Source organism: Streptococcus pseudopneumoniae ATCC BAA-960 = CCUG 49455, assembly GCF_002087075.1.
In the GTDB taxonomy this organism is placed as follows: Bacteria; Bacillota; Bacilli; order Lactobacillales; family Streptococcaceae; genus Streptococcus; species Streptococcus pseudopneumoniae.
This window is the reverse complement of the sequence record NZ_MWSM01000019.1, coordinates 101,754-128,166: the sequence shown is the minus strand read 5'-3', so window position 1 is coordinate 128,166 and position 26,413 is coordinate 101,754. Positions and strand designations below refer to the sequence as shown.

Annotated in this window: 27 protein-coding genes, 1 tRNA gene, 2 pseudogenes and 1 other annotated feature; of the genes and pseudogenes, 25 read left to right on the top strand and 5 right to left on the bottom strand. The window is 40.7% G+C overall.

Annotated elements, in window-relative coordinates:
* Nucleotides 1-152 precede the first annotated feature (152 nt).
* Nucleotides 153-378: a binding site (T-box leader), on the top strand.
* A gap of 71 nt (nt 379-449) precedes the next feature.
* Genes trpE through trpA form a run of 7 tightly spaced genes read left to right on the top strand, consistent with a single transcriptional unit; the run spans nt 450 to nt 6,709 of the window.
* On the top strand, nt 450-1,811 hold the full coding sequence (gene trpE, locus B4W83_RS05425) for an anthranilate synthase component I (RefSeq protein WP_000439608.1): 1,362 nt from the start codon (nt 450-452) through the stop codon (nt 1,809-1,811).
* Nucleotides 1,808-2,374, top strand: coding sequence for an aminodeoxychorismate/anthranilate synthase component II (locus tag B4W83_RS05420; protein ID WP_000601921.1), 567 nt, complete (start codon nt 1,808-1,810; stop codon nt 2,372-2,374). Before trpE ends, B4W83_RS05420 begins: the two co-directional genes overlap by 4 nt.
* A 10-nt stretch (nt 2,375-2,384) precedes the next feature.
* Nucleotides 2,385-3,389 (top strand): anthranilate phosphoribosyltransferase, encoded by a 1,005-nt coding sequence (trpD, locus tag B4W83_RS05415; protein WP_000658677.1) that lies wholly within the window; start codon nt 2,385-2,387, stop codon nt 3,387-3,389.
* Complete coding sequence (gene trpC, locus B4W83_RS05410; RefSeq protein ID WP_000076540.1) at nt 3,386-4,153, top strand: indole-3-glycerol phosphate synthase TrpC; 768 nt, start codon at nt 3,386-3,388, stop codon at nt 4,151-4,153. The genes trpD and trpC overlap by 4 nt, the downstream gene beginning before the upstream one ends.
* Nucleotides 4,140-4,739, top strand: a complete 600-nt coding sequence (locus B4W83_RS05405; RefSeq protein WP_000169908.1) for a phosphoribosylanthranilate isomerase — start codon at nt 4,140-4,142, stop codon at nt 4,737-4,739. Before trpC ends, B4W83_RS05405 begins: the two co-directional genes overlap by 14 nt.
* Nucleotides 4,717-5,940 (top strand): tryptophan synthase subunit beta, encoded by a 1,224-nt coding sequence (gene trpB / locus B4W83_RS05400; RefSeq protein ID WP_000331251.1) that lies wholly within the window; start codon nt 4,717-4,719, stop codon nt 5,938-5,940. Before B4W83_RS05405 ends, trpB begins: the two co-directional genes overlap by 23 nt.
* Nucleotides 5,933-6,709, top strand: coding sequence for a tryptophan synthase subunit alpha (trpA, locus tag B4W83_RS05395; RefSeq protein WP_001127013.1), 777 nt, complete (start codon nt 5,933-5,935; stop codon nt 6,707-6,709). The genes trpB and trpA overlap by 8 nt, the downstream gene beginning before the upstream one ends.
* On the opposite strand, the pseudogene B4W83_RS13135 reads toward trpA, so the two are convergent.
* Nucleotides 6,681-6,779, bottom strand: a pseudogene (locus B4W83_RS13135) (prepilin peptidase); the annotation flags it as partial. The gene trpA and the pseudogene B4W83_RS13135 sit on opposite strands and share 29 nt — an antisense overlap.
* A gap of 123 nt (nt 6,780-6,902) precedes the next feature.
* Between B4W83_RS13135 and B4W83_RS05390 the strand changes: the two are divergent.
* A complete protein-coding gene (locus tag B4W83_RS05390) occupies nt 6,903-7,634 on the top strand; it encodes a spr1630 family ClpXP-sensitive toxin (RefSeq protein WP_000934349.1) in 732 nt (243 codons plus the stop codon).
* Nucleotides 7,635-7,648: 14 nt separating this feature from the next.
* Complete coding sequence (locus B4W83_RS05385) at nt 7,649-8,800, top strand: spr1629 family repressor/antitoxin (RefSeq protein WP_000481761.1); 1,152 nt, start codon at nt 7,649-7,651, stop codon at nt 8,798-8,800.
* 51 nt (nt 8,801-8,851) lie between these two features.
* Here B4W83_RS05385 and B4W83_RS05380 read toward each other — a convergent pair whose 3' ends face one another.
* Entirely contained in the window at nt 8,852-9,511 is a 660-nt protein-coding gene (locus B4W83_RS05380) for a prepilin peptidase (RefSeq protein ID WP_000565602.1), read from the bottom strand.
* Nucleotides 9,512-9,580: 69 nt separating this feature from the next.
* Here B4W83_RS05380 and B4W83_RS05375 point away from each other — a divergent pair, with 69 nt between their 5' ends.
* From B4W83_RS05375 to B4W83_RS05345, 6 genes and pseudogenes are all read left to right on the top strand, one after another.
* Complete coding sequence (locus B4W83_RS05375; RefSeq protein ID WP_000586773.1) at nt 9,581-10,036, top strand: GNAT family N-acetyltransferase; 456 nt, start codon at nt 9,581-9,583, stop codon at nt 10,034-10,036.
* Nucleotides 10,037-10,217: 181 nt separating this feature from the next.
* Entirely contained in the window at nt 10,218-11,219 is a 1,002-nt protein-coding gene (locus B4W83_RS05370; protein WP_000230199.1) for a LacI family DNA-binding transcriptional regulator, read from the top strand.
* Between the two features lie 153 nt (nt 11,220-11,372).
* Nucleotides 11,373-12,290, top strand: a complete 918-nt coding sequence (locus B4W83_RS05365) for an ABC transporter permease (protein WP_001084980.1) — start codon at nt 11,373-11,375, stop codon at nt 12,288-12,290.
* A gap of 10 nt (nt 12,291-12,300) precedes the next feature.
* Entirely contained in the window at nt 12,301-13,191 is an 891-nt protein-coding gene (locus B4W83_RS05360; RefSeq protein ID WP_000797956.1) for a carbohydrate ABC transporter permease, read from the top strand.
* Nucleotides 13,192-13,219: 28 nt separating this feature from the next.
* Nucleotides 13,220-14,736, top strand: a pseudogene (locus B4W83_RS05350) (ABC transporter substrate-binding protein).
* 9 nt (nt 14,737-14,745) lie between these two features.
* Nucleotides 14,746-16,065: a glycoside hydrolase family 32 protein gene (locus tag B4W83_RS05345; RefSeq protein WP_000502536.1), complete on the top strand. Its 1,320-nt coding sequence runs from the start codon at nt 14,746-14,748 to the stop codon at nt 16,063-16,065.
* A 208-nt stretch (nt 16,066-16,273) separates the two neighbouring features.
* Here the strand turns inward: B4W83_RS05345 and B4W83_RS05340 are convergent.
* Nucleotides 16,274-16,346, bottom strand: a tRNA-Lys gene (locus tag B4W83_RS05340).
* A 264-nt stretch (nt 16,347-16,610) separates the two neighbouring features.
* A complete protein-coding gene (locus B4W83_RS05335; RefSeq protein WP_001113218.1) occupies nt 16,611-17,882 on the bottom strand; it encodes a replication-associated recombination protein A in 1,272 nt (423 codons plus the stop codon).
* Nucleotides 17,883-18,163: 281 nt separating this feature from the next.
* On the opposite strand from B4W83_RS05335, the gene B4W83_RS05330 reads away from it, so the two are divergent.
* The 10 genes from B4W83_RS05330 (at nt 18,164) to pepF (ending at nt 25,450) form a co-directional block, all read left to right on the top strand.
* Nucleotides 18,164-18,385: a hypothetical protein gene (locus B4W83_RS05330; RefSeq protein ID WP_000425689.1), complete on the top strand. Its 222-nt coding sequence runs from the start codon at nt 18,164-18,166 to the stop codon at nt 18,383-18,385.
* A 154-nt stretch (nt 18,386-18,539) separates the two neighbouring features.
* A complete protein-coding gene (locus B4W83_RS05325; protein WP_001862821.1) occupies nt 18,540-18,728 on the top strand; it encodes a hypothetical protein in 189 nt (62 codons plus the stop codon).
* A 136-nt stretch (nt 18,729-18,864) separates the two neighbouring features.
* Entirely contained in the window at nt 18,865-19,044 is a 180-nt protein-coding gene (locus tag B4W83_RS05320; RefSeq protein ID WP_001132281.1) for a type II toxin-antitoxin system HicA family toxin, read from the top strand.
* A 36-nt stretch (nt 19,045-19,080) separates the two neighbouring features.
* Nucleotides 19,081-19,533, top strand: coding sequence for a type II toxin-antitoxin system HicB family antitoxin (locus B4W83_RS05315; RefSeq protein ID WP_000961810.1), 453 nt, complete (start codon nt 19,081-19,083; stop codon nt 19,531-19,533).
* A gap of 290 nt (nt 19,534-19,823) precedes the next feature.
* Complete coding sequence (locus B4W83_RS05310; RefSeq protein WP_000257101.1) at nt 19,824-20,294, top strand: DUF3013 family protein; 471 nt, start codon at nt 19,824-19,826, stop codon at nt 20,292-20,294.
* Between the two features lie 18 nt (nt 20,295-20,312).
* Complete coding sequence (locus B4W83_RS05305) at nt 20,313-21,401, top strand: site-2 protease family protein (protein WP_000719722.1); 1,089 nt, start codon at nt 20,313-20,315, stop codon at nt 21,399-21,401.
* Nucleotides 21,382-21,810 (top strand): NUDIX hydrolase, encoded by a 429-nt coding sequence (locus B4W83_RS05300; protein WP_000418168.1) that lies wholly within the window; start codon nt 21,382-21,384, stop codon nt 21,808-21,810. The genes B4W83_RS05305 and B4W83_RS05300 overlap by 20 nt, the downstream gene beginning before the upstream one ends.
* 137 nt (nt 21,811-21,947) lie before the next feature.
* Nucleotides 21,948-22,898, top strand: coding sequence for a 50S ribosomal protein L11 methyltransferase (gene prmA / locus B4W83_RS05295; RefSeq protein ID WP_000451162.1), 951 nt, complete (start codon nt 21,948-21,950; stop codon nt 22,896-22,898).
* Nucleotide 22,899: 1 nt separating this feature from the next.
* A complete protein-coding gene (locus B4W83_RS05290; RefSeq protein ID WP_001188219.1) occupies nt 22,900-23,643 on the top strand; it encodes a 16S rRNA (uracil(1498)-N(3))-methyltransferase in 744 nt (247 codons plus the stop codon).
* Nucleotides 23,644-23,653: 10 nt separating this feature from the next.
* A complete protein-coding gene (pepF, locus tag B4W83_RS05285; protein WP_000435578.1) occupies nt 23,654-25,450 on the top strand; it encodes an oligoendopeptidase F in 1,797 nt (598 codons plus the stop codon).
* 60 nt (nt 25,451-25,510) lie between these two features.
* Here pepF and B4W83_RS05280 read toward each other — a convergent pair whose 3' ends face one another.
* On the bottom strand, nt 25,511-26,188 hold the full coding sequence (locus B4W83_RS05280) for an ArsR/SmtB family transcription factor (protein WP_000433071.1): 678 nt from the start codon (nt 26,186-26,188) through the stop codon (nt 25,511-25,513).
* Nucleotides 26,189-26,413 lie beyond the last annotated feature (225 nt).

The window sequence follows — 26,413 nt, the reverse complement described above, 5'->3', positions numbered from 1 at the left end:
CTGACGAAGTCAGTAACCATACCTACGGCAAGGTGAAGTTGACGCGGTTTGAAGAGTATAAAGGTGTACCGAGATGAACATCTCTTCATCAATGTCTCTGGTCGTGGAGACAAGGACGTAGCTGCGATTGCAGACTACCTAGAAGCTAAAAAATAAAAGATGGAAAAATTACAGTCCTTTCTCTCACAGAGAGCTTGTGGTTGCTGAAAACAAGCAGAGAAAACTGTAAGGTTGGGTCCATCTGAAACGAGAGAAGAAAACATCATTCTCAAGGGAGTGCCCTTTATCGCACAGCCTGTTACAGAATCTTTCTAAGACAGGAATGAGAGATAGGAGAAATCCTATAATTGAGGTGGCACCGCGAATTTCGTCCTCACGCAAGTTATTTTGCGTGGGGATTTTTCATACAGTCGCCACGGACTAGAAGTAGAACTGAAAGGGAAATTACAATGGAACGAATCATTCATGGAGATGTCTTATCACCAATCTTAGCTTATATGCGCTTAAAGGGACAACACAAGGTTATCTTAGAGAGTATTCCGAGAGACAAGGAAACAGCTCGTTTTTCTATCTTAGCCTATAATCCTGTTTTTGAGATTAAGTTTGAAAATGGAGTTCTTTACCAAAATGGGAAAATGATTGATCAGGATCCCTTGGATTTCCTTTATGAAGTGACTCATAAGAGCCAGCACCATTCAGAGCTCCCTTTTGGTGGTGGAGCTATTGGTTTTGTTGGTTACGATATGATTTCGCTTTATGAAGAAATTGGTCAAATTCCTGAAGATACAATTGGAACGCCAGACATGCATTTCTTCGTCTATGAGAGTTACATTGTCTTTGACCACAAGAAGGAAAAAATTCATGTCATCGAGGATGCTCTCTATAGTGAGCGCAGTCAAGAGGCCTTGGAAAAATCCTTGAACCAAGTGCTTGAGGAATTACGCATTCCTGCTCCAAATGAATTTGAAGACTTGGATCTATCTCCGTTAGACTTCAAACCGCATATCGCTCCACATAAGTTTGAGGGAATGGTAGAAACAGCTCGTGACTTGATTCGTAACGGAGATATGTTCCAATGTGTACTCAGCCAGCGTTTCTCAGCAGAAGTTACTGGAAATCCATTTGACTTCTACAGAAATCTCCGCGTGACTAATCCTTCTAATTACCTTTATTTCTATGATTTTGGGGATTATCAAATCATCGGAGCTAGTCCAGAAAGTTTAGTTTCTGTCAAAAATGGCATCGTGACAACCAATCCGATTGCAGGGACGCGACCAAGAGGGGCTACGGATGAAGAAGACAAGACCTTGGCGACTGACCTCCTCTCTGATGAGAAGGAAACAGCAGAACATCGAATGTTGGTAGACTTGGGGCGTAACGATATTGGCCGCATCTCTGAAACGGCCAGTGTCCAAGTTACTAAGTATATGAAGGTGGAGCTCTTCCGCTATGTTATGCATTTGACCAGCGTGGTCAAGGGACGTTTGCTTCCAGAACTCACTGCTATGGATGCCTTGAAATCAACACTTCCTGCTGGAACAGTTTCTGGAGCACCAAAGATTCGAGCTATGAGACGCATCTATGAACTGGAAACAGAAAAACGGGGCGTATACGCGGGAGCAATCGGCTACTTGTCTGCGACGGGTGATATGGATTTGGCCATTGCCATCCGAACCATGATTCTCAAAAATCAAAGAGCCTATGTGCAGGCTGGGGCAGGGATTGTCTACGACTCTATCGCCCAAAACGAATACCAAGAAACCATTAACAAAGCAAAATCTATGACTAGAATTGGAGAACTAAGACCATGATTTTATTGATTGACAACTATGATTCTTTTACCTATAACTTGGCCCAATACATTGGGAATTTTGCAGAAGTTCAGGTTCTGAGAAATGATGATTCCAAGCTGTATGAAGAAGCTGAAAAAGCAGATGGTCTGGTCTTTTCTCCTGGTCCTGGTTGGCCAGTTGATGCTGGAAAGATGGAAGACATGATTTGTGATTTTGCAGGCAAGAAGCCGATTCTAGGGATTTGTTTGGGTCACCAAGCCATTGCAGAAGTCTTTGGTGGTAAGCTAGGTTTGGCTCCAAAAGTCATGCATGGGAAACAGAGCAATATCAACTTTGAAGCGCCATCTGTTTTGTATCAAGGTATTGAGGATGGCCGTGCGGTCATGCGTTATCACAGTATTTTGATTGAGGAAATGCCAGAAGACTTTGAAGTGACAGCTCGTTCGACTGATGACCAAGCCATCATGGGGATTCAACATAAAAACCTACCGATTTATGGCTTCCAGTACCATCCAGAGAGCATTGGAACGCCAGACGGCTTGTCTTCTATTCGGAATTTTATCGAGAAGGTTGTAAAGTGAGGAAACTAGGATGAAAGAGATTATTGAAAAACTAGCAAAATTTGAAAATTTATCAGGTGTGGAAATGATGGATGTCATTGAGCGTATCGTAACTGGGCGTGTAACTGAAGCGCAGATTGCTTCTCTCCTCTTAGCTCTTAAGATGAAGGGGGAAACACCTGAAGAACGCACAGCCATTGCCCAAGTCATGAGAGGACATGCCCAGCATATTCCAACTGAGATTCATGATGCCATGGACAACTGTGGTACAGGTGGGGACAAGTCTTTCAGTTTTAATATTTCCACAACTGCAGCCTTTGTCTTGGCTGGTGGCGGTATTCACATGGCCAAGCATGGTAACCGCTCGATTTCTTCTAAATCTGGCTCCGCAGATGTCCTCGAAGCCTTGGGAATCAATCTTGACCTCAAACCAGCTGAACTAGGTAAGGTCTTTGATAAAACTGGAATCGTCTTTCTCTTCGCTAAAAATATGCACCCAGCTATGAAATACATCATGCCAGCTCGTTTGGAATTGGGAATTCCAACGATTATGAATTTGACTGGTCCACTGATTCATCCAATGGCTTTAGAAACACAGCTTCTTGGAATTAGTCGTCCAGAACTCCTAGAAAGTACAGCTCAGGTTTTGAAAAATATGGGTCGCAAACGTGCCATCGTGGTTGCTGGACCAGAAGGGTTGGATGAAGCTGGCTTGAACGGAACAACCAAGATTGCACTTCTTGAAAATGGCGAAATCAGTTTGTCAAGCTTTACTCCAGAGGATTTGGGAATGGAATGCTATGCTATGGAAGATATTCGTGGTGGGAATGCTCAGGAAAATGCAGAAATTTTGCTCAGCGTTCTGAAAAACGAAGCAAGTCCATTCTTGGAAACGACAGTCTTGAATGCTGGTCTTGGTTTCTATGCTAATGGTAAGATTGATAGCATCAAGGAAGGAGTTGCCTTGGCCCGTCAAGTGATTGCTAGAGGCAAGGCCCTTGAAAAACTCAGACTGTTACAGGAGTACCAAAAATGAGTCAGGAATTTTTAGCACGAATCTTAGAGCAGAAGGCGCGTGAGGTGGAGCAGATGAAGCTGGAGCAAATCCAGCCTCTGCGCCAGACCTATCGCTTGGCAGAATTTTTGAAGAATCATCAGGACCGCTTGCAGGTAATCGCTGAGGTCAAGAAAGCTAGCCCTAGTTTGGGAGATATCAATCTCGATGTGGATATTGTGCAACAGGCCCAGACTTATGAAGCAAATGGTGCAGTGATGATTTCTGTTTTGACAGATGAGGTTTTCTTTAAAGGTCATTTGGATTATCTAAGGGAGATTTCCAGTCAGGTAAACATTCCGACGCTCAACAAGGACTTTATCATCGATGAAAAGCAAATCATCCGCGCTCGCAATGCAGGTGCGACAGTCATCTTGCTCATTGTGGCAGCCTTGTCAGAAGAACGTCTTAAGGAACTTTATGACTACGCGACGGAACTTGGTCTGGAAGTCTTAGTGGAAACCCACAATCTAGCTGAACTAGAAGTGGCTCACAGACTTGGTGCCCAGATTATCGGGGTCAATAATCGCAATTTGACTACCTTTGAAGTCGACTTGCAGACCAGTGTAGACTTGTCCCAACACTTTAAGGAAGGACGTTATTACATTTCTGAATCTGCTATTTTCACAGGGCAGGATGCGGAACGACTAGCGCCATACTTTAACGGAATTTTAGTAGGGACAGCTCTCATGCAGGCAGAAGATGTAGCCCAGAGAACCAAGGAGTTGCAGATTGACAAAGGTTAAAATTTGTGGACTATCGACCAAAGAAGCGGTGGAAACAGCCGTTTCAGCAGGAGCCGATTATATCGGTTTTGTCTTTGCACCTAGTAAAAGACAGGTGACTTTAGAAGAGGCAGCTGTGCTGGCAAAGCTTATTCCTGCGGATGTGAAAAAGGTTGGTGTATTTGTTTCACCAAGTCGGGCAGAACTGCTAGAAGCGATTGACAAAGTTGGCTTGGACTTGGTTCAAGTTCACGGTCAGGTGGCAGATGATTTATTTGAGAATTTGCCTTGTGCCAGTATTCAGGCTGTGCAGGTAGATGGAAATGGGCATGTCCCCAATTCTCAGGCAGATTATCTACTCTTTGATGCCCCTGTGGCAGGAAGTGGCCAGACCTTTGACTGGGCTCAACTGGATACGACTGGATTAACTCAGTCTTTCTTTATCGCAGGTGGGCTTAATGAAGACAATGTAGTAAAAGCAATTCAACACTTTACTCCCTATGCAGTAGATGTATCAAGCGGAGTGGAGACAGATGGACAAAAAGATCATGAAAAGATTAGAAGATTTATAGAGAGGGTAAAGCATGGCATATCAGGAACCAAATAAAGATGGATTTTACGGAAAATTCGGCGGACGTTTTGTCCCAGAAATATTGATGACAGCAGTTTTGGAGTTGGAGAAGGCCTACCGTGAAAGTCAGGCAGACCCAAGTTTCCAAGAGGAATTAAACCAGCTTTTGCGCCAGTACGTAGGACGTGAAACTCCTCTTTATTACGCAAAAAACTTGACCCAGCATATCGGCGGAGCCAAGATTTATCTCAAACGGGAAGACCTTAACCATACAGGAGCCCACAAGATTAACAATGTCTTAGGACAAGTTTGGCTTGCCAAACGCATGGGTAAAAAGAAAATTATCGCAGAAACGGGTGCTGGTCAGCACGGTGTGGCAACTGCAACTGCTGCGGCCCTCTTTAACATGGAATGTACCATCTACATGGGTGAGGAAGATGTCAAACGCCAAGCCCTCAATGTCTTCCGCATGGAGCTTTTGGGAGCCAAGGTCGAGGCTGTAACAGATGGTTCGCGCGTGCTCAAGGATGCGGTCAATGCAGCCCTTCGTTCATGGGTGGCTAATATCGACGATACCCACTATATCCTTGGTTCTGCCTTGGGGCCTCATCCATTTCCAGAAATCGTTCGTGACTTCCAAAGTGTCATCGGTCGCGAAGCTAAACAACAGTATCGCGATATGACAGGTCAAAATCTGCCCGATGCCCTAGTAGCCTGTGTTGGTGGTGGATCTAATGCTATTGGGCTCTTCCATCCCTTTGTAGAAGATGAGTCTGTAGCTATGTATGGAGCTGAAGCGGCTGGACTTGGTGTGGATACAGAGCACCACGCAGCTACCTTGACCAAGGGTCGTCCAGGTGTCCTTCACGGTTCCCTCATGGATGTGCTCCAAGATGCCCATGGTCAAATTCTTGAAGCCTTCTCTATCTCAGCAGGTTTGGACTATCCTGGTATCGGTCCAGAGCATTCTCACTACCACGATATTAAACGTGCCAGCTATGTCCCTGTAACAGACGAAGAAGCCTTGGAAGGATTCCAACTCTTGTCTCGTGTGGAAGGGATTATCCCAGCCTTGGAATCGAGTCATGCTATCGCCTTTGCGGTGAAATTGGCCAAAGAACTTGGACCAGACAAGTCTATGATTGTCTGTCTATCAGGTCGTGGGGACAAGGATGTGGTTCAAGTCAAGGACCGCTTGGAAGCAGATGCAGCAAAGAAGGGAGAAGCTCATGCCTAAGACACTAACAGAAAAATTAAACGCTATAAAAGCAGCTGGAAAAGGAATTTTCGTTCCCTATATCATGGCTGGAGACCATGAGAAAGGTTTGGATGGACTTGGGGAAACAATTCACTTTTTAGAAGATTTAGGTGTCTCTGCAATTGAAGTGGGCATTCCCTTTTCAGATCCTGTTGCAGATGGACCTGTTATAGAAGAAGCTGGCCTGCGCAGTTTAGCCCACGGGACCTCTACCCAGGCTTTGGTTGAAACCTTGAAAACAATTGAAACAGAGGTTCCACTGGTCATCATGACCTACTTCAACCCCCTCTTTCAGTACGGTGTGGAGAATTTTGTCAAAGATCTGGCTGATACAGCTGTGAAGGGCTTGATTATCCCAGACCTGCCTCATGAGCATGCCAACTTTGTAGAACCATTTTTGGCAGATACAGACATCGCCTTGATTCCTCTAGTTAGTTTGACGACAGGGCTTGAGCGTCAGAAAGAGTTGATTGATGGGGCAGAAGGATTCGTCTATGCGGTTGCCATCAATGGGGTGACAGGGAAATCAGGCAATTACCGCGCAGATTTGGACAAGCACTTGGCACAACTTCATCAAGTGGCCGATATCCCAGTCTTGACAGGATTTGGCGTATCTAGTCAAGCTGATGTAGAACGCTTCAATGCGGTATCGGATGGTGTTATTGTCGGTTCGAAAATTGTAAAAGCCCTCCACCAAGGAGAGCCGATTCAGGACTTTATCAAACAAGCAGTAGCTTACCAAAAATAATCACACAAGCAGCAAGTAAGAGGAAAGGCACAAAAGGAAGTCTTTCCTTTTTCTTTTGCAGGAGAAAAGCTGGTTTTAGATATCATTTGCTAAATTACTCTAATATATAACTTTAAGAAAAAGCTAATTATTGTAGTAATTTCTTTAAGAAAATGATATAATTCATTAAAAAGTATTCGGAGGAGGAAGAATTATGTTGAATCAGAATCTCTTTGATTCGCTTGAGGCACAAAAAATTGTAGATACTTTGATGAAAGGGCAAAAAGATTATGTAGATGAACGTCTAGAAAAAAGAGAGACAATGAAAGTGTCGAATGGTTATGCATGGACGCGACCTAATCATATTGATAATGCATTTGCATCAGCAGATTTGTTTGAGTATAAATTACAATTAGCAGGACAGACTTGGGGATATTTAGAATTTGAAACAAATACAGAAAAATATGGGAAAGTATTGTTAATTATAAAGGGTAAGAAGCGACTTACGAGCCAATTTCCTTTGGTACAAAAAAATAAGAGTGGCTACTTATTTGAATATGCTCGGATGAATACACTTTATCTTAATCAACATTCTTCCTACAAAAATGATGAAGATAGTCATTCTTTTCCAATTCAGATGGAGTTAGTTTCTGATGAAATGATTCAAGAAATTGAACAAGCTACCAAAAATTCGAATATCGAAAAATTTATGATTTTAACTTATGAGGCGGACTCAGAAAACAATATTATATCTGTAGATGTTGTTATGCCTGATGCACGAACTGGTCAGTTACACTTGATTCAGGATTTGTCTGAGTATATTCAATCAAGTTCGTACCATTTCGAAGAAGCTAAATATCAAAATATTCCTAATTTTTCAGAATTATCGGAAACAGAAGATTTTGAAATTATTCCAAGAATAGAAAAACAAGAAGGTCAAAAGTAGTAAGGAGTATGTAAATGTTTAATGGTCGGGTATTGAAAGAATTACGGCTGTTAAATGGTTTAAGTAGAGCAGAATTGGCTCAGAGAATTAATTTAACGGAACAAGCCATTTGGCAGTTTGAGTCCAACGAAACGAAACCTAAATTATCAACCAAAATGCATTTGGCCAACCAATTTCATGTTGATTTAACTTATTTTGAACAGGAAGAGGAGAGCATTCGATTTGATTCTTCTGTAATTGCCTTTAGAAATGCAGACCTAGCAACACGGAAAACAATAGATATTCAAACTATGTATTTACATAAGGTAGATAGTTTGATTGATTATTTTGAAAGTTTTGTAATTATACCTAATATTACAATTCATGACCTAAGTAATGTAGTGAGTGAATCTTATCATAAGGGAAAATCCATTGAGGAATTGGCTCTTTATGCCAGGGAAAAATTAGGTATTTCAAAAGATAATCATGATTTGCTTTATAAATTAGAACGTTCAGGCATCTATATCGTGGAACGATTAATTAATGGTCAAGCTGATGCTTATAGCGCATGGTCAAAATTGGGAAGACCTTATATTGTGTTGGGAACGAATAAATCATCTGTACGTCGAAATTTTGACTTAGCTCATGAGCTAGGACATATTCTTTTACACAAATATAAAGATATGAATGAAGATGGCGATCGTTTGGAGCAAGAAGCAAATTATTTTGCATCATGTTTTTTATTGCCAAAAGAAGAGTTTTTAGTCAAATTTGAAGAGAGGGTTGGCAAGCGTGTCAGCAATCCTGATAGTTATATTTTATTGAAGTCGGATTTGAATGTTTCGATACAGGCTTTAGAGTATCGAGCTTTTAAGTTAGGATTATTGACTCCAAAGCAACATTCTTACTTTTATCGTCAAATTGCGCAAAAAGGTTACAAAATGATAGAACCTCTGGATGATCAAATTTTTGTTAAAAAACCAAGCAAAGTAAAGAGTATTCTGGACGTCGTTTTGAGTAATCATCTAGTCAGTCTAGCGACTATAATGTCTAAACAAAGTATTCGTTTACAGTTTATAAGCGAAATATTTTCAGTCGAAATGAAATTTTTTGATCAGTATCAAGAAGATAAAAGAACAGATCGATTTGATAACATCATTCCTTTGTACAAAAGAAATAATTTATAATTCAACTGTGAAATAATTTCATGAAGGACATATGGCAGAAATTGGACTTTATCAAACAAGCAGTAGCTTACCAAAAATAATCACACAAGCAGCGAGTAAGAGGAAAGGCACGAAAGGAAGTCTTTCCTTTTTCTTTTGCAGGAGAAAGGCTAGAATCCCCGTTGCAGAAGCAAACTGAATCAAGATGAGCAATTCTGTTGCGCTAAAGACGAGAGCGCAAGAAGCTAAAAAAAGGAAATCCCCTGCACCCATGCGGATATCGATAAAATGAGCCAAAATTCCAAGTATGAGGAAGGAGATCATGACCAGATTCCAGCCAGAGGAAGCTATTAGGATTAGGTGGAAAGTCATCCAGACCAGTAAGGGATATTCCTGATGGCGAAAGTCGTAGATGCCCAAGGTCAAACCAGCAGTGATTAGGATGACTTGACTCAAGGAAAGTAATTCCCAAGAGTAAAGCAGAAAGAGGAGTCCTAAGCCTAGTTCAAAGAGGGCATACCAGACAGGATAGCGGACCTTGCAGTAGCGACAGCAAAAGCGATTGAAGACCTGTGAGAGAATCGGAATCAAATCTAAGGGACGCAAGCGAGTCTGACAGGAATCGCAGTGACTGGCTGGACTGATAATGGATTGCTCTGGAAAACGGTCAATGACCAAACCAAGAAAGGAAGCGAGAATACTCCCGACAAGAAAAAAATAAATATCAATCATACTTATCTATTCGTAAAAAATAGGAGAAGTAGTATAATGGAGAGACATAGATAAGATGGTGAGGTCAAGATGATAATTCGTTTTGAAGAAAAGGTGAGCACAGAAAACGCTCAGCTCGTATGCCAATGGTCCAACTCCCTTGGCAAATCCTTTCAAGAACAATGGATGGGACCAAGGATTCCTTTTCCACTGACCCTTCAAGCCTTGCAAGACTTGGAAGGAGTCTTTTCAATCTTTGATGGACACGAGTTTGTCGGGCTTATCCAGAAAATCAGGCTAGAAGACAGCAATCTTCATATTGGAAGATTCTTTATCAACCCCCAGAAACAGGGGCAGGGCTTAGGTAGGCAGGCTTTAAGGAAATTTGTTAGTTTGGCCTTTGAAAATGAAGATATAGACAGTATTTCTTTAAATGTCCTCGAAGCAAATCAAAGAGCTCAGAATCTTTACCAAAAAGAAGGATTTGAAATCGTTCAAATGGTTGAAGCACCTGTACGGAAATATATTATGAAAAAGAGGAGATAGAAAGCAAACAAAGTCTTTTCCTGTGGTTGGTAGATTCCTATATATGAAATTGATGGGATTTTAGAAAGCCGATTGGAGTGATTTTATTCATGATGGGAAAAAGGGTCTGGACAAAAATGATTGAGAAATAGTTGCTAAAAAAGCGTTTGCATGATACTATATATTGAAAGGAGGTGATAAGATGGTAGAACAAAGAAAATCAATTACCATGAAAGATGTTGCTTTAGAAGCAGGAGTTAGTGTTGGAACAGTTTCACGTGTGATTAATAAAGAAAAAGGCATTAAAGAAGTAACCTTGAAAAAAGTGGAGCAAGCGATTAAAACTTTGAATTACATTCCAGATTACTATGCTAGAGGAATGAAAAAAAATCGAACAGAAACGATTGCAATCATTGTACCAAGTATCTGGCATCCCTTCTTTTCAGAATTTGCTATGCATGTGGAAAATGAAGTCTATAAGAGAAATAACAAATTACTCTTATGTTCTATCAATGGTACAAATAGAGAGCAAGACTATCTGGAGATGTTGCGTCATAATAAAGTTGATGGAGTGGTTGCCATTACCTATAGTCCAATTGAACATTACTTGACGTCAGGAATTCCCTTTGTTAGTATTGACCGCACATACTCAGATATTGCCATTCCTTGTGTTTCATCAGATAATGATGCAGGTGGAAGAGAAGCAGCTAAACAATTAATTAGTAAAGGATGTCAGCATTTAGCCTTTGTGGGCGGACATAATACAACCATTAATGAAACCAAACGTCGTAGAATTTCCTTTGAAAAGTATGTCCAAGAGCATAAAATACCTCTTAGTATTTTTGATTTGGATGAGACAGTTACTGACTATCATGGAAAGCTAGAGAGTTTCTTGGAAGACAATCATTCTATAGATGGAATTTTTACAATTAACGACTTTGCAGCTTTAGATGTTATTGATATACTAGAAAAAAATGGTAAACGTATTCCTCATGATGTCCAAATTATTGGATACGATGGAATTAAAATGGCTGGAGATAGAGATTATCTACTTTCAACTATTGAACAACCATTGGAAGAAATGGCAAAAGAAGCGGTTCGGATTTTGTTTGATATTATTGATGGAAAGACTGTTAATTTGCAGACAATCCTACCAGTGAAATTTGTTGAAGGAAAAACAACAAAAAATGAAAATAAGTCTTGACAGAAAACGCTAACAATGTTAGAATGAATTCAGATAAAAAAAGATTTATTTTTTTAAAACAAAAATGAAACGTTTCAAAAACAAAACAAATAGACAGCGCCAAGCGTTATCTTTTTCGACCAAAAATGAAACGTTTCAAAAAAGGAGGTTGCTATGAATAGCAAAGCGAAGCAAGTTTCTCTTTGGGAAAGAATCAAGAAACAAAAACTCTTGTTATTGATGACTGTCCCTGGTTTAGTTTTAACCTTTATCTTTAAATACATTCCTATGTACGGGGTTTTAATCGCATTTAAAGATTACAATCCCTTAAAAGGAATTTTAGGGAGTGATTGGATTGGTTTTTCTGAGTTTACAAAATTCATATCCTCTCCCAACTTTGGTATCTTGTTAGCCAATACTTTAAAATTAAGTATCTATGGTTTATTGCTTGGCTTTTTACCACCAATCATTCTTGCTATTATGCTCAATCAACTCTTGAGTGAAAAAGTTAAAAAACGAATTCAGCTCATTTTATACGCACCAAACTTTATCTCAGTCGTTGTTATCGTTGGTATGATTTTCCTTTTCTTTTCAGTGGGAGGACCAATTAACAATTTTCTCTCTATGTTTGGAATGAAGGCTGACTTCTTGACAAATCCAGACTTCTTTAGACCTTTATACATCTTTAGTGGTATCTGGCAAGGAATGGGGTGGGCTTCAACGCTCTACACGGCAACGTTGGTAAATGTAGATCCAGCCTTAGTAGAAGCAGCACGACTGGATGGAGCCAATATCTTCCAACGAATCTGGCACATTGATATTCCAGCTCTTAAGCCTATTATGGTTATCCAATTTGTTTTAGCTGCAGGTGGAATCATGAATGTCGGATATGAAAAAGCATTCCTGATGCAGACATCGTTGAACTTGCCAACTTCTGAAATTATCTCTACATATGTCTATAAAGTTGGTCTTGTATCAGGAGACTATTCTTACTCAACAGCGGTTGGTTTGTTTAATGCAGTGATTAACGTAGTATTGCTAGTCGCGGTTAACCAAATCGTTAAACGCGTGAATAATGGTGAAGGAATTTAAGGAGGGAAGCATGAAAAATTCGATTATGGATACAAAATTTGATAGACGTATCTTACTCTTAAATAAAATCATTATTGTCTTTATCGTTTTGATAACCTTACTTCCTTTACTTTATATCGTCGTAGCATCCTTTATGGATCCTAAGGTTCTGGTTAGTAGAGGGATTAGCTTTAATCCAGCCGATTGGACGGTAGAAGGTTACCAGCGTGTATTCAGTGACCAATCTATTCTAAGAGGTTTTATCAATTCTCTACTATACTCTTTTGGCTTTGCGGCTTTAACAGTCTTGCTATCTGTGTTTACAGCTTATCCTCTTTCTAAGAAAGACTTGGTAGGGCGCCGTTGGATTAACTACTTCTTGATTGTAACCATGTTCTTTGGTGGTGGTTTAGTCCCAACTTACTTGCTGGTAAAAGATTTGGGCATGCTGAATACTCCATGGGCTATCATTGTTCCAGGTGCTGTCAATGTTTGGAATATTATTCTTGCTAGGGCTTATTTCCAAGGATTGCCTGAAGAATTAGTTGAAGCAGCGGTCATTGATGGTGCAAATGATTTACAGATTTTCTTCAAAATCATGCTTCCTCTTGCAAAACCAATTATGTTTGTTCTCTTCCTCTATGCTTTTGTCGGCCAGTGGAACTCATACTTTGATGCAATGATTTATATCAAGGATCCAAACTTGGAACCATTGCAACTAGTACTTCGTAAAATTCTCATTCAGAGCCAACCAGGTCAAGACATGATTGGAGCACAAGCGGCTATGAATGAAATGAAACGTTTAGCTGAATTGATTAAATACGCAACTATTGTCATTTCCAGCTTGCCATTGATTGTTATGTATCCATTCTTCCAAAAATACTTTGATAAAGGAATTATGGCTGGTTCACTTAAAGGATAAAAAAAGAAAAAATAAAAGGAGTTTTCTCATGAAATTCAAAACATTCTCAAAATCAGCAGTTTTGTTGACAGCTAGTTTAGCAGTACTTGCAGCCTGTGGCTCAAAAAATACAGCTTCAAGTCCAGATTATAAGTTGGAAGGTGTAACATTCCCGCTTCAAGAAAAGAAAACATTGAAGTTTATGACAGCCAGTTCACCGTTATCTCCTAAAGACCCAAATGAAAAGTTAATTTTGCAACGTTTGGAGAAGGAAACTGGCGTTCATATTGACTGGACCAACTACCAATCCGACTTTGCAGAAAAACGTAACTTGGATATTTCTAGTGGTGATTTACCAGATGCTATCCACAACGACGGAGCTTCAGATGTGGACTTGATGAACTGGGCTAAAAAAGGTGTTATTATTCCAGTTGAAGATTTGATTGATAAATACATGCCAAATCTAAAGAGTCTATTCAAAGCGTCAACGATATGGCTTGGATTAACAAAGATTGGCTTAAGAAACTTGGTCTTGAAATGCCAAAAACTACTGATGATTTGATTAAAGTCCTAGAAGCTTTCAAAAACGGGGATCCAAATGGAAATGGAGAGGCTGATGAAATTCCATTTTCATTTATTAGTGGTAACGGAAACGAAGATTTTAAATTCCTATTTGCTGCATTTGGTATAGGGGATAACGATGATCATTTAGTAGTAGGAAATGATGGCAAAGTTGATTTCACAGCAGATAACGATAACTATAAAGAAGGTGTCAAATTTATCCGTCAATTGCAAGAAAAAGGCTTGATTGATAAAGAAGCTTTCGAACATGATTGGAATAGTTACATTGCTAAAGGTCATGATCAGAAATTTGGTGTTTACTTTACATGGGATAAGAATAATGTTATTGGAAGTAACGAAAGTTATGATGTTTTACCAGTACTTGCTGGACCAAGTGGTCAAAAACACGTAGCTCGTACAAACGGTATGGGATTTGCACGTGACAAGATGGTTATTACCAGTGTAAACAAAAACCTAGAATTGACAGCTAAATGGATTGATGCACAATACGCTCCACTCCAATCTGTGCAAAATAACTGGGGAACTTACGGAGATGACAAGCAACAAAATATCTTTGAATTTGACCAAGCAACTAACAGCCTCAAACACTTACCACTAAACGGAACTGCACCAGCAGAACTTCGTCAAAAGACTGAAGTAGGAGGACCACTAGCTATCCTAGATTCATACTATGGTAAAGTGACAACTATGCCAGATGATGCCAAATGGCGTTTGGATCTTATCAAAGAATATTATGTTCCTTACATGAGCAATGACAATAACTATCCAAGAGTCTTTATGACACAGGAAGATCTGGATAAGATTGCCCACATCGAGGCAGATATGAATGACTATATCTACCGCAAGCGCGCTGAATGGATTGTAAATGGCAATATTGATGCTGAGTGGGATGATTACAAGAAAGAACTTGAAAAATACGGACTTTCAGATTACCTCGCTATTAAACAAAAATACTACGACCAATACCAAGCAAACAAAAACTAGAGGTTGATTATGGGAGATAAGAAATACACAGTAGAAAAAGCCAATCGTTTTATAGCAGAAAATAAACATCTCGTAAATACTCAATATAAGCCTGAAGAACATTTTTCAGCTGAGATTGGTTGGATCAATGATCCAAATGGATTTGTCTATTTTCGTGGAGAATACCATCTCTTTTATCAATTCTATCCTTATGATAGTGTTTGGGGGCCTATGCACTGGGGACATGCTAAAAGTAAGGACTTGATGACTTGGGAGCACTTGCCGGTGGCACTTGCTCCTGACCAAGATTATGACCGCAATGGATGTTTCTCAGGTTCTGCCATTGTCAAGGATGATCGCCTCTGGCTCATGTATACTGGGCATATCGAAGAAGAAACAGGTGTTCGTCAAGTGCAAAATATAGCATTTTCAGACGACGGGATTCACTTTGAAAAGATTGAACAAAATCCAGTTGCAACTGGAGCAGACTTGCCAGATGAGTTGATTGCTGCTGATTTTCGTGATCCAAAACTCTTTGAAAAAGATGGACGCTATTACTCCGTAGTAGCTGCCAAACACAAGGATAATGTGGGCTGTATCGTTCTACTAGGGTCCGATAACCTAGTAGAATGGCAGTTCGAATCCATCTTTTTAAAAGGGGTAGAACACCAAGGCTTCATGTGGGAATGCCCAGATTACTTCGAGTTAGAGGGGAAAGATTGCCTTATTATGTCACCCATGCGTTATCAGCGTGAGGGAGACTCATATCATAACATCAACTCATCGGTTTTGTTCACGGGTAAGGTAGATTGGGGAGAAAAACGTTTTATCCCAGAATCAGTTCAAGAAATTGATCATGGCCAAGACTTCTATGCGCCTCAAACATTGTTGGACGATCAAAATCGTCGTATCCTGATTGCTTGGATGCAGACATGGGGGCGTACCCTTCCAACCCATGACCAAGAACACAAATGGGCATGTGCCATGACTTTACCTAGAATTCTAAGATTGGAAGATGGCAAACTAAGACAATTCCCTGTTAAAAAAGGCCAATATCAAATCCAAATAGATAAAGATTGTCATTACCGCTTAGGAAATGATACAGATTATCTTGAATTTGGTTATGTCAGTAATGCGCAGCAAGTTTACATTGATCGTAGCCATCTTGTTCAAAAAATTCTAGGTGAAGAAGAACAGGATACAAGCCGACGGTATGTAGATATTGAAGCTAAAGAATTGGATGTTATTTTAGATAAAAATTCCATCGAGATTTTTGTTAATCAAGGCAAAGCAAGCTTGACTGCAACTTATTACTTAACAGTGCCAGCTGAGCTATCACGAATCGATTAAAAATAAAGTTATTTCTCCTAAAGAAAAAGTTCTCTTTCTAAAATAGTGGAAAGAGGACTTTTTGTGTTTTGGGTATATAAGCTTAGTTTATGGTATTTGTAAAATTGGTGTTGGATTATGATTTAAACTAGTTTTCTAAAGAATTTGAAAAAAATTTTATTTAAGCAAAAAAAACCTTGGTTCCAAGGCTTTTCCTGTTGTATGTAGATGCCCCCTACAGGGATCGAACCTGTGACCCACGGATTAAGAGTCCGCTGCTCTGCCAGCTGAGCTAAGGAGGCAAAGAAAAAAGCTGTATTGGTGCCGAAACTTCACGGTTTGTATTGAACCCGCGCAATTAAGCAGGTGGGCAACTCGCTCTAACTGAAGCTGTTTCCGTGTGAGACGGCCTACATGCTGTTAGAAGACTTTTGTTTCCCTAATAATACAAAAAATAGTCGGTCAACACTTAAGTGTGAAGTCGTACACCACAGCGTTTCTATACTTATATGATACCACTTTTTCAAAAAAAATCAAGAGGAAAGTGCAATTTTTTGAAAAGGATTTCAGATTTTTCGCAAACGGTCGATAGCTTCCTTTCTTTGAGCCAAGGCCCGTTCATATTTACCAGTATCTTCTGCTTGGAAATAGTGATGATTACGAATTTTTTCTGGCAGATAGTCTTGCTTGACCCAATTTCCAGGATAGTTGTGTGGATAGAGATAGTCTTGGGCATTGCCAAGTTCCTTGCTTCCACTGTAGTGCCCATCACGCAGGTGTCGCGGAATAGGCAAGTGCCCTGATGTTTTGAGGTCAGCAAGTGCCTTATCCATAGCTACATAGGCTGAGTTGGATTTTGGAGAAAGGGCCAAATCAATCACGACATTGGCAATGAGAATGCGGGCTTCTGGGAACCCAATCTTCTGGGCAGCATCCAGAGCAGTCACGGTATGAATCTGGGCCTCAGGATTGGCTAAGCCAATATCTTCATAGGCGATAACAGTCAAGCGACGAGCGAGACTAGGCAGATCCCCAGCCTCAATCAAGCGGGCAGCATAGTGGAGACTGGCATCCACATCTGAGCCACGGATAGACTTTTGCAGGGCAGATAGAACATCATAGTGACCGTCTCCATCCTTGTCCATAGTGATGTAGCTTCTCTGAAGACTATTTTCCATGATGTCTAAGGTGATGTGGCGAATGCCCTTGTCATTCTCAGGGGTAGAGAGAACAGCCAAGTCCAGTGAGTTAAAGGCAGAGCGAAGGTCTCCGTTTGTAGAGGTTGCGATGAAATCCAGCGCATCCTCATCTAGTTCTATTGGAAAATCAAAACCACGTTCAGGGTTACTTAGAGCTATCTGCAGGGCCTCTTTGACGTCTTGGTTAGACAGAGGTTCCAACTCGAAAATTTGAACACGGCTACGAATGGCAGGAGTGACAGAGAAGAAAGGATTTTCAGTCGTTGCTCCAATCATGATGACCAGTCCACTTTCCAAGAGAGGCAAGAGGAAGTCTTGCTTGGTCTTATCTAGTCGATGAATTTCGTCTAGCAATAGGACGAGACCACCAGAAAATTTAGCTTCTTCCGAGATTTCTTGCAGTCGCTTTTTACTATCAACTGTCGCATTGAAAGTTCGAAAGGCATACTTGGTCGTTCCAGCGATGGCAGAGGCAATACTGGTTTTGCCGATTCCCGGAGGGCCATATAGAATCATGGAGGACAGGCGGTTGGCTTCCACCATGCGGCGGATGATTTTTCCAGGTCCGACCAGATGCTCCTGACCGATGACCTGGTCGATGGTTTTAGGGCGCATGCGAAGCGCGAGATTGTCTGGCATAGCAGTCCTTTCTAGCGTGGATTTGAGTAGAATGACTGATCTACTATATCCATTCTAGCCTATTAGTTGTGATATTTCAATGGTTTTGTAATAATCAGGGAGTGAGATAGAATCTTTTTTACTATTTAATTTAATGAGGAGAGGTATCAGCATGAGAGATTTGATTTTCTTTAAAGCTCAAAATAGGATAGTTGAGCCTAAAGAAGTGGAAGTGCTGACTTGAGAAATAATATTGCTGAATGTCATTGTATGAACTATAATGAAAAGAGAGGTGATAAGCAATGGAAATGATGGAACTACCAAGTCAGGAAATTTTGATTTTTACAAAACAAATTCGTCATTGGATTCTTAGTGATCAAGTTATTTCAGGGAAAAGAAAACTTTTCTTCCGGGAAGATACTCCAAAAGAGATTTTAGATTTGTACGAAAACATTAAATCTAAACTTGATTTTGCTTACCAAGAAGTTCATTCTAATAATGGGTTGAAAAAATATGAAAAATAGAATAATTGATGTTTTTGAAGTAGTAAATCGCCTCCTTGTAATAACTGTTGAAAATCCTGATTTTGAATACTTGAGAGTTAATCATACTCAATGAAAATCAAAGAGCAAACTAGGAAACTAGCCGCAGGCTGTACTTGAGTACGGTAAGGCGACGTTGACGTGGTTTGAAGAGATTTTCGAAGAGTATCAGTTTGTAAAAATTGGAGATAAAAAATATAGAGTACGCAGTGTTCCTATGATTCATTCAACTCCGCCTCAATCTGTCTTAGATCGAGATACTTTTACAATTGACTATACAGATGATGAATTGCTCGATAAAGAAGCAGTTTTTACTACTCATTAGAAAAATAGGTATGAATAAATTGGCTTCCCTTAGAACCACATCTAAGGGTTTTTATGTATAATAGAATAATAAGTATCACTCCTTTACAATACGTGTAACACGTGTTATAATGGTGTTGTCAGGAGGTAAAAGCGCTATGCCTATGACACAAAAAGAGATGGTTAAACTCCTTACGGCCCATGGTTGGATAAAGACTAGAGGCGGTAAAGGCTCCCATATTAAAATCGAGAAGCAAGGGGAAAGACCTATCACAATCCTTCATGGTGAGCTGAATAAGTACACTGAAAGAGGGATAAGAAAGCAAGCTGGGTTGTAAAATTCAGCCCCTGCTTTTTGATATGGAGGTAGTGAAATGTTAGTTACGTATCCAGCTTTATTTTATTATGACGACACAGACGGAACAGAAGCGACTTATTTTGTCCATTTCCCAGATTTTGAATACTCAGCTACACAAGGAGAGGGGATTTCTGAGGCTTTGGCTATGGGGTCGGAGTGGCTAGGGATAACTGTTGCAGATTTGATAGAGAGTGATGGAGAGTTACCTCAGCCATCAGATATCAATAGCTTGTCTTTAATTGATAATGATCCTTTTAAAGATGATGAAGATTTCGTGTCAACCTATGACCTTGATAAATCTTTTATTTCTATGGTATCTGTTGATGTATCAGAATACCTAGGAAGTCAGGAACCCATTAAAAAGACTTTGACCATACCAAAATGGGCAGATAAGTTGGGACGAGAAATGGGACTTAACTTTTCTCAGACTTTGACAGACGCTATTGCAGATAAGAAAGTTCAAGCCTAAGATTAAGCGTGGTATCGTGGTAATAGTCAATAAAAAAGCACGTCCACTTGTGCTAGTTACTCGCCTATTGATTTTATAGATTTATTAGCCCTTTCGCGGGCTTTTTATATTGATTTTTATGAGAAATGAAGAAATCAGACTTTTAAGAAAATCACTGATACCAAGGGTTTAAATGAGGTAATATGGTATAATTAGGACATAAAATAATTTTGTGGTAAGATGGTAGTATCTATTTTAGCATATTTCCGAGCAATCGGGGCGATTAAAGAGTCGCATAGAAAGAGGACAAAATGGCAACATACGGATTTTTAGATGTTTTAGAGGAAGAGTTGGACAAGAACTTTCCCTTTGACTTTGAGATTAGCTGGGACAAACGCAACCATGCGGTAGAAGTGAGTTTTCTATTGGAAGCGCAAAATGCTGCAGGTGTGGAGATGGTGGATGAAGACGGAGAGGTTTCATCAGATGACATTCTTTTTGAGGAAGCGGTCCTTTTCTACAATCCTGCCAAGTCAACAGTCAATGAGGAAGACTATTTGACTGTTATTCCTTACCTGCCTAAAAAAGGATTTTCCCGTGAATTTTTAGCTTATTTTGCCCTTTTCCTTAAAGATACTGCTGAGGTTGGGCTAGATACCCTCATGGACTTTTTGGAAGATCCAGAAGCAGAGGAATTTGTCATGGAATGGAATCAAGAAGTCTTTGAAGAAGGAAAAGTTGGCTTGGAAGAGGGAGAATTTTATCCTTATCCAAGATACTAGGAGTTGGTTGGAGGTGTTATGAAGAAAATTGGGACTTATTTGGTTTATGTGCTAGCTGTTGTCTTTATTATGCTAGCTTTTGCTTGTGGAACAATCGCATTTGCAGAGTTGGGGTATTCCGCAGTTTTAGCCTTTACTTTTGGTTATGCCTTCGCTCTTCTAAGCATGTATTTAATCTTTATTCTTCATGAACTGGGTCATGCTTTTTGTGGCTACTTGACAGGCTATCGGCTGGTGGCTTTTGGATTAGGACATTTTATTTTGACCAAAAAGTCAGGCAGGTTTCATCTTAGTAGAACAGCCATTCTGAAAAATGTTGGTGCTCAATACATTGGTTTAAAAGAGGATGAAAGCGATCAAAGAATCATCCTGATGCTTTCAGGAGGCTTGATGGTTCATCTCGGCTTGATATTATTGGCGATAGTGTTTGGATTTTTGACAAGAAGCTGGTATTTTGCAGGGACTTGGATTTTTCTTAATTTATCTTTCTTCCTAAATAACATTTTGCCAGTCGACATCACCGATGGAGCAAAAATTTGGGAATTACTACAACACCCTGAAAATACCAAATACGCCTACCTGGTATTGAGACATTCTGCTCAAACTTTGCTGGCTCCTCAAGAATATGATTTGAAAGACTTTGTTCAAGCAGTTCCTGAGGATGCACGAGGGAGTTTTGCGGATGGTGTATTAGGTATGCAAGGTGAAGTTTCCATTTTGGAAGGGAAGGAAGAAGTAGCTAAACAGCAGTTTCAAGCATTACTTGAGAGGACAACTACTCCGATGATGCAGACAGTTGCCCAACTATCCCTGCTTCATATCGCCTTGTTGGAAGGAGATTTTGAGCAAGCGGAGCAATATGCTAGTATTCGACAGGTCAAATCGTTTCTGTCTCTCAAACTGTCCAATCTTCAAGTGATACAAGCCTGGTATCAATTAAAGGTGAAGAAAGATGTAGATCGAACTCGTAAGGCTCTCAAGATTGCTAGACAGAAAATGGATAGTAGTCGAATGTTGAGGGACGAGAAACGCTATTATGAAAACTTGTTAGCAGAGCTGGAAAAGGAAATGTTAGAAGGAACTGAAGATGGAACTAGAAATTTCTGATTTCCAAGGTTGCAAGATTGCCCTCTTTTGTGGGGATAAGCTACTGACGATTTTGCGTGATGACAAGGACGATATCCCTTGTCCCAACATGTGGGAGTTGCCAGGTGGTGGCCGTGAAGGGGACGAAAGCCCTTTTGAATGCGCTCGGCGTGAAGTTTATGAGGAACTGGGAATTCATTTAGATGAAGACTGTCTGCTTTGGAGCAAGATTTATCCTAGCGTAATTTTTAAAGGCAAGAAATCGGTCTTTATGGTTGGTCAGCTAAGACAAGAACAATTTGACAATATCATCTTCGGAGATGAAGGACAGGGCTATCAGCTGATGAATGTTGAGGAATTTCTTAGTTCCAGTCAAGTTGTGCCTCAGTTGCAAGAGAGATTAAAAGATTATTTAAAAGTAAGTGATTAGAAAGGATGGTTCAGTTACATTTCTAAACTGAACCCGCCCTAAACACTGTGCCAAAAAGATAAACTTCTCTTAGACACAAACGTCTTCAGAGAGTTTCCTATTTTGGCTTTGTGTTTTACGGGCTTGGTATCTTAATAATGGAAACATGGCAAGAGTTAAAAGTTACAGTGAAGCGTGAGGGAGAGGAGTTGGTTTCCAATCTCTTGATTGAGCTGGGAGCGCAAGGGGTAGCAATTGAAGACAGCATGGACTATGTGGGAAATGTGGACCGATTCGGTGAAATTTTCCCAGAGGTGGAGCAACAGGAAGAAATCGTAGTGACCGCCTACTACCCTGAAACGGTTGATGTAGCAGCAGTTGAAGCGGATTTGCAGGCTCGTCTGGCAGAATTGACCGACTTTATGGACCTAGGAGAAGTCAAGATGGGCACGACTGCCTTGGCTGAGGAAGACTGGGCTGACAACTGGAAGAAGTATTATGAACCGGCACGCATCACCCATGACCTGACCATCGTACCGTCATGGACGGACTATGAGGCAACAGCAGGAGAAAAGATTATCAAGCTGGATCCTGGTATGGCCTTTGGGACAGGGACCCACCCAACAACCAAGATGAGCCTCTTTGCCTTGGAACAGGTTCTTCGTGGTGGCGAAACAGTGCTAGATGTAGGGACTGGTTCAGGGGTTCTTTCTATTGCAAGCTCACTCCTAGGTGCCAAGGAGATTTTCGCCTATGACTTGGATGATGTGGCGGTTCGTGTGGCTCAGGAAAATATTGAGCTCAACACTGGTATGGAAAATATCCATGTAGCAGCAGGAGACTTGCTTAAGGGAGTTGAGATTGAAGCAGATGTCATCGTGGCTAATATCTTGGCGGATATTCTCATTCATCTGACGGAGGATGCTTATCGCTTGGTAAAGGATGAAGGCTACCTCATCATGAGTGGCATTATCAAGGACAAGTGGGACATGGTGCGCGAGTCGGCTGAGTCAGCTGGATTTTTCCTTGAAACCCACATGGTTCAAGGGGAATGGAATGCCTGTGTCTTTAAGAAAACCAAGGATATTTCAGGTGTGATTGGAGGCTAGCATGCAGCAGTATTTTGTCAAGGGGAGTGCAGTCTCTCCTGTCACCATCGAGGACAAGGAAACCAGCAAGCATATGTTTCAGGTTATGCGCCTGAAAGAAGATGATGAAGTGACCTTGGTCTTTGATGATGGCATAAAACGTTTGGCGTGCGTGCTGGATGTGGAAGCCCGTCAGTTTGAGTTGGTCCAAGAATTAGCTGACAATGTGGAATTACCAATCCAAGTGACCATCGCATCTGGATTTCCCAAGGGAGACAAGCTGGAGTTCATCGCTCAAAAAGTAACCGAACTGGGTGCTAGCCAAATCTGGGCCTTTCCTGCCGACTGGTCAGTTACCAAGTGGGATGGCAAGAAATTGGGTAAAAAGGTTGAAAAATTAGAAAAAATTGCCCTTGGAGCAGCAGAACAAAGCAAGCGTAATGTTGTTCCAAGTATCAAGCTTTTCGAGAAAAAAGCCGATTTTCTAGCTCAGTTGGACCAGTTTGACTCTATCATAGTAGCTTATGAAGAGTCTGCTAAAGACGGTGAAGCCACTGCTCTCTTGCAAGCAGTCTCTGGTCTTGAAAAAGGAGCCAAATTGCTCTTTATATTTGGACCAGAAGGCGGTCTGTCACCTGCAGAAATTGAGAGTTTCGAAGCTAAGGGAGCAGTATTGGCAGGACTTGGCCCTCGTATCTTGCGAGCAGAAACAGCACCGCTTTACGCCTTATCAGCCCTTAGTGTTTTATTAGAATTAGAGAAATAAGAGGAAGAAAATGGAACAAAAACACCGTTCAGAATTTCCAGAGAAGGAACTTTGGGATTTAACAGCCCTATATCAAGACCGTGAGGATTTCTTGCGTGCGATCGAGAAGGCTCGTGAAGACATCAACCAATTTAGTCGTGATTACAAGGGAAATCTTCATACTTTTGAGGATTTTGAAAAGGCCTTTGCGGAATTGGAACAAATCTACATTCAGATGAGCCATATTGGCAACTATGGCTTTATGCCGCAGACGACAGACTATAGCAATGAGGATTTTGCTAATATCGCCCAAGCTGGGATGGAATTTGAAACAGACGCCAGCGTAGCCTTGACCTTCTTTGACGATGCCTTGGTGGAAGCTGATGAGGAAGTCTTGGACCGTTTGGGTAAATTGCCTCATTTGACGGCGGCCATTCGTCAGGCCAAAATCAAAAAAGCCCACTATCTAGGGGCTGATGTGGAGAAGGCCTTGACCAATCTCGGTGAAGTTTTCTACAGTCCGCAGGATATTTATACTAAGATGCGTGCTGGGGATTTTGAAATGGCTGACTTTGAAGCCCATGGCAAGACCTACAAAAACAGCTTTGTGACCTATGAAAATTTCTACCAAAATCATGAGGATGCTGAGGTTCGTGAGAAATCCTTCCGTTCCTTCTCAGAGGGACTTCGTAAGCACCAAAATACGGCCGCTGCAGCCTATCTAGCCCAAGTCAAGTCTGAAAAACTACTAGCAGATATGAAGGGTTACGACTCAGTCTTTGATTATCTCCTGGCTGAGCAAGAAGTGAACCGTGCTATGTTTGATCGTCAGATTGACCTCATCATGAAGGATTTTGCGCCCGTTGCTCAGAGATACCTCAAGCATGTTGCCAAGGTGAATGGCCTTGAAAAGATGACCTTTGCAGACTGGAAATTGGACTTGGATAGCGCCCTCAATCCTCAAGTGACTATTGACGACGCCTATGATTTGGTCATGAAGTCGGTAGAACCTTTGGGGCAGGAATATTGTCAGGAAGTTTCTCGCTATCAAGAAGAGCGCTGGGTGGACTTTGCTGCTAACAGTGGCAAGGATTCCGGCGGTTATGCGGCGGATTCATATCGCGTGCACCCTTATGTCCTCATGAGCTGGACAGGCCGTTTGAGCGATGTCTATACCTTGATTCATGAAATCGGGCATTCTGGTCAATTCATCTTTTCAGACAATCATCAGAGTTACTTCAATGCTCACATGTCGACTTACTATGTTGAAGCGCCGTCAACTTTCAATGAATTGCTTCTCAGTGATTACTTGGAGCATCAGTCTGACGACCCTCGTCAAAAACGCTTCGCTCTGGCTCACCGCTTGACAGACACCTACTTCCATAACTTTATCACTCACCTTTTGGAAGCAGCATTCCAGCGTAAAGTGTATACATTGATTGAAGAAGGGGAGACCTTTGGAGCAAGTAAGCTCAACAGCATTATGAAGGAAGTTTTGACCGATTTCTGGGGAGATGCCATTGAAATCGACGATGATGCAGCTTTGACTTGGATGCGCCAAGCTCACTACTACATGGGCTTGTATAGTTATACTTACTCAGCAGGACTAGTTATCTCGACAGCTGGTTACCTTCATCTTAAAAACTCTGAAACCGGAGCTGAAGACTGGCTCAATCTCCTCAAATCAGGTGGTAGCAAGACACCGCTTGAGTCAGCCATGATTATCGGAGCCGATATTTCAACAGACAAACCACTTCGTGATACCATCCAATTCTTGTCTGATACGGTTGATCAGATTATCGCCTACAGTGCCCAGTTGGGAGAGTAAGGGGAATAGAGAGGTTGTTATAGAATTGGTATGGACAGTTATTTGCTTAAAAATCCATGTTTAAATCCCCCACTCCTTTTCGAGGAATTCTTTGCCCTGCTCTGTAATGGTAAGTGAACGTGGCGTTTGTGCAGGGATGACCAATTGTTTTTCACTGAAAAATTCTAAAAGAGCATTGCCGAGAGCTCCGCCGACATGATTTTTACGTTCGCTCCAATCCAAACATTTAGGGCAAAATTTCCGTTTTTTCTTTTTCAATTCATCCGTATCAATGTGTAATTTTCTTTGGAAATAAGACTTCCCAGCTTCAGTGAGTTGGAAGTCTTTTTCTGATTCGCTGAGGAGATTTTCTTGCAAGAGATAATTGGTAATGGAAATGCCAAGCTCACCAGCAATATGGTCATAGCAGGTGCGAGCGACCTTTAATTCCTTTTTGTGAATGTGTTGTTTATAACTTTTGACATCACGCTGAGGAGAGTAGAAGCTGAGAAATTCCAGCATTTCTGCAATGGCAGCACTTTTTAAAGAATAATAATGAAAACGTCCATAGGTTTGTAGAGTGGTTACCTGTGCTTCGGTAAGTAATTTGAGGTGATAGCTGACAGTATGTTGCTTGATTTTGGTAAAGCTGGCAATTTCGTTAACCGTGTGAGCTTTTCCATCCATTAGAATATCTAAAATGTGCATCCGAGAAGGGTCTGATAAGAGTTTTGTGATGATGAAAATATCTGGTTCCATAAAAATTTTCTCCAAATTTCATATATCGATGATTTTCTATCTTTTATTATACTATAATTAAAGCACAAGATAAATAGATTTTTAAAATGTTTTACTAGAGAATATTTTAAATTTTATTGTCTGAGTTTAAATGGAGGTAAAATTACAAAAGTAATTGCAGCAGTATCCACAGTTGAAGGACGTTAATCTTAAGATTACATTCTCAACATTTTTTCAAAAGTGAAT

What these genes read in the sequence shown, in the direction of transcription:
- trpE (WP_000439608.1), top strand. Translation starts at nt 450, where the DNA reads ATGGAACGAATCATTCATGGAGATGTCTTATCACCAATCTTAGCTTAT.
- B4W83_RS05420 (WP_000601921.1), top strand. Translation starts at nt 1,808, where the DNA reads ATGATTTTATTGATTGACAACTATGATTCTTTTACCTATAACTTGGCC.
- trpD (WP_000658677.1), top strand. Translation starts at nt 2,385, where the DNA reads ATGAAAGAGATTATTGAAAAACTAGCAAAATTTGAAAATTTATCAGGT.
- trpC (WP_000076540.1), top strand. Translation starts at nt 3,386, where the DNA reads ATGAGTCAGGAATTTTTAGCACGAATCTTAGAGCAGAAGGCGCGTGAG.
- trpB (WP_000331251.1), top strand. Translation starts at nt 4,717, where the DNA reads ATGGCATATCAGGAACCAAATAAAGATGGATTTTACGGAAAATTCGGC.
- trpA (WP_001127013.1), top strand. Translation starts at nt 5,933, where the DNA reads ATGCCTAAGACACTAACAGAAAAATTAAACGCTATAAAAGCAGCTGGA.
- B4W83_RS05390 (WP_000934349.1), top strand. Translation starts at nt 6,903, where the DNA reads ATGTTGAATCAGAATCTCTTTGATTCGCTTGAGGCACAAAAAATTGTA.
- B4W83_RS05385 (WP_000481761.1), top strand. Translation starts at nt 7,649, where the DNA reads ATGTTTAATGGTCGGGTATTGAAAGAATTACGGCTGTTAAATGGTTTA.
- B4W83_RS05380 (WP_000565602.1), bottom strand. Translation starts at nt 9,511, where the DNA reads ATGATTGATATTTATTTTTTTCTTGTCGGGAGTATTCTCGCTTCCTTT.
- B4W83_RS05375 (WP_000586773.1), top strand. Translation starts at nt 9,581, where the DNA reads ATGATAATTCGTTTTGAAGAAAAGGTGAGCACAGAAAACGCTCAGCTC.
- B4W83_RS05370 (WP_000230199.1), top strand. Translation starts at nt 10,218, where the DNA reads ATGGTAGAACAAAGAAAATCAATTACCATGAAAGATGTTGCTTTAGAA.
- B4W83_RS05365 (WP_001084980.1), top strand. Translation starts at nt 11,373, where the DNA reads ATGAATAGCAAAGCGAAGCAAGTTTCTCTTTGGGAAAGAATCAAGAAA.
- B4W83_RS05360 (WP_000797956.1), top strand. Translation starts at nt 12,301, where the DNA reads ATGAAAAATTCGATTATGGATACAAAATTTGATAGACGTATCTTACTC.
- B4W83_RS05345 (WP_000502536.1), top strand. Translation starts at nt 14,746, where the DNA reads ATGGGAGATAAGAAATACACAGTAGAAAAAGCCAATCGTTTTATAGCA.
- B4W83_RS05335 (WP_001113218.1), bottom strand. Translation starts at nt 17,882, where the DNA reads ATGCCAGACAATCTCGCGCTTCGCATGCGCCCTAAAACCATCGACCAG.
- B4W83_RS05330 (WP_000425689.1), top strand. Translation starts at nt 18,164, where the DNA reads ATGGAAATGATGGAACTACCAAGTCAGGAAATTTTGATTTTTACAAAA.
- B4W83_RS05320 (WP_001132281.1), top strand. Translation starts at nt 18,865, where the DNA reads ATGCCTATGACACAAAAAGAGATGGTTAAACTCCTTACGGCCCATGGT.
- B4W83_RS05315 (WP_000961810.1), top strand. Translation starts at nt 19,081, where the DNA reads ATGTTAGTTACGTATCCAGCTTTATTTTATTATGACGACACAGACGGA.
- B4W83_RS05310 (WP_000257101.1), top strand. Translation starts at nt 19,824, where the DNA reads ATGGCAACATACGGATTTTTAGATGTTTTAGAGGAAGAGTTGGACAAG.
- B4W83_RS05305 (WP_000719722.1), top strand. Translation starts at nt 20,313, where the DNA reads ATGAAGAAAATTGGGACTTATTTGGTTTATGTGCTAGCTGTTGTCTTT.
- B4W83_RS05300 (WP_000418168.1), top strand. Translation starts at nt 21,382, where the DNA reads ATGGAACTAGAAATTTCTGATTTCCAAGGTTGCAAGATTGCCCTCTTT.
- prmA (WP_000451162.1), top strand. Translation starts at nt 21,948, where the DNA reads ATGGAAACATGGCAAGAGTTAAAAGTTACAGTGAAGCGTGAGGGAGAG.
- B4W83_RS05290 (WP_001188219.1), top strand. Translation starts at nt 22,900, where the DNA reads ATGCAGCAGTATTTTGTCAAGGGGAGTGCAGTCTCTCCTGTCACCATC.
- pepF (WP_000435578.1), top strand. Translation starts at nt 23,654, where the DNA reads ATGGAACAAAAACACCGTTCAGAATTTCCAGAGAAGGAACTTTGGGAT.
- B4W83_RS05280 (WP_000433071.1), bottom strand. Translation starts at nt 26,188, where the DNA reads ATGGAACCAGATATTTTCATCATCACAAAACTCTTATCAGACCCTTCT.